This is a genomic window from Methylophaga sp. UBA5088, assembly GCF_002414625.1.
Lineage (GTDB): Bacteria > Pseudomonadota > Gammaproteobacteria > Nitrosococcales > Methylophagaceae > Methylophaga > Methylophaga marina.
In genome coordinates this window covers 17,870-19,246 of the sequence record NZ_DIAC01000114.1, presented here as the reverse complement: position 1 = coordinate 19,246, position 1,377 = coordinate 17,870, and the positions used below count along the sequence as shown (strand labels likewise).

Sequence of the window (1,377 nt, the reverse complement as noted above, 5' to 3'; positions counted from 1 at the left end):
ACCGAATATACGGGGGCTAGTATCAAAGTCGTGCCTATAGCGCTAGCTGTGTTTGGTACAGGTATGGTCATTGGTGGGTTAGTCGCTGGCTGGCTAGCGGATAAACATTTGAATAAAACGATTGTCGCCGTGCTGGTCAGTTCTTCTATCGCATTTATTATTGCTGGCCTGAGTATGGCGCAGCTATATTCAGCGATTGCCGCCTTGTTTTTGATTGGTTTCACGGTGACAGGCTTAGCAGGGGTATTACAGATCCGTTTAATTGACGTAGCAGGAGAGTCTCAAGCATTAGCTGCGTCATTGAATCATTCAGCATTTAATGTCGCCAATGCATTAGGCGCTTTTTTAGGTGGATTTGTGATTAGCCAACAAATGGGCTGGGTGGCACCTGTTTGGGTTGGACTGTTTTTAAGTTTGTCAGGGCTTGCTGTATTTAAACTGGCTCTACATGTGGAAACACGCACAAACTAATTACTCCAGCAGTAATTAAGCCTCCTACTTTGATAACCTTAGTGAATAGAGGCGCCATCTTTCTCTAGTAACAGCTCGAAATCTTTGTTCGGTACGGGTTTAGAAAACCAATAGCCTTGCGCGTAATCGCAGCCAATCGATTTTAGGAAGTTTAACTGTGCTTCGTTTTCAACGCCTTCAGCAATGACTCTGATATTGAGTTTGTGTGCCATCACGACAATGGCCTCACACATAGCTTGATCATCAAGGTTGAGGTGGATATTCTGAATAAACGTCCGATCAATTTTTAGGTAATCTACATTCAGCTTTTTCAAATAAGCTAGTGAAGAATATCCGGTCCCAAAATCATCCAGAGAAATTTCAATGCCTGCATGTTTTAGCATGTTGAGGCGCTGTTCAGTCATCGGTCCTTCATTCATCATCACGCCTTCCGTAATTTCCAGGGAAATGGCGGTATTGCTAAGTGCTTGTTGTGATAAGAAATCTGTCCACTCTTCTAGATCACAAGATTCATTTTGAAATTGTTTTGGCGAAATATTGATGCTGACTTGAAAGCTATCGATATATTTTTCCTGCCAAGCTTTTACTTGAGAGGCACTTTGTCGAAATACCCAGCTACCTAATTCGCATATCAGACCGATATCTTCGGCTATCGGGATAAATTCATCAGGCGTGATATTACCTAGTTCTGGGTGTGTCCAGCGTAATAAAGACTCAGCTTTATCTATAAAGCCGGTCTTAAGGTTAACAATCGGTTGATAATGTATAGAGAACTGCTCAGATCCTATTGAGTTTCGAAGATGTTTTACTATCTCTGTTTTTGTGAGCGCGTTTTGCTCCATGGAAAGATCAAAAAAGGAGAATTTATTACGACCAGAAGATTTTGCATGATACATAGCCTGGTCA

At 41.9% G+C, this 1,377-nt stretch carries 2 protein-coding genes; one reads left to right on the top strand and one right to left on the bottom strand.

Going from position 1 to position 1,377, the window contains the following annotated elements; all coding sequences use genetic code 11:
- On the top strand, positions 1–471 hold a 471-nt coding region (locus B4K20_RS14550), incomplete at its 5' end, for an MFS transporter (RefSeq protein ID WP_289283454.1).
- 38 nt (positions 472–509) lie between these two features.
- On the opposite strand, the gene B4K20_RS14545 is transcribed toward B4K20_RS14550, so the two are convergent.
- A partial coding sequence (locus tag B4K20_RS14545; protein ID WP_289283453.1) for a putative bifunctional diguanylate cyclase/phosphodiesterase occupies positions 510–1,377 on the bottom strand: 868 nt, incomplete at its 5' end.